1 pseudogene is annotated in these 260 nt (G+C 48.5%); it reads left to right on the top strand.

From position 1 onward, the window contains the following. Positions 1-215: pseudogene (locus FS628_RS32270) on the top strand (ABC transporter substrate-binding protein); the annotation flags it as partial. Positions 216-260 lie beyond the last annotated feature (45 nt).

The raw sequence follows: 260 nt of genomic DNA on the forward strand, positions 1-260 counted from the left end.
GAGAGGAATTGAAGGATAAGATGGGATTTTTGAAATTGGGGAGGATTGAAGGGGGGAAGAGTGAGATTAAGAGGTGGGTAGGTGGTGGAGGGGTAGGAGTGTTGGTGGGCGAGAAGTCGAAAGTGAAGGAAGAAGGAGGGAAATTGATTGATTTGTGGGTGAATGAGGTGGAAGGTAAGAAATTGATGAAAGGTGAGGGTGGTGTAGGCATGTGAGGAGGGATGAAAGAAGGGATGGGAGGTGAGGTGAGTGATGGAAGG

The sequence above is a fragment of the Paenibacillus xylanexedens genome (genome assembly GCF_007676705.1).
Classification (GTDB): domain Bacteria; phylum Bacillota; class Bacilli; order Paenibacillales; family Paenibacillaceae; genus Paenibacillus; species Paenibacillus xylanexedens_C.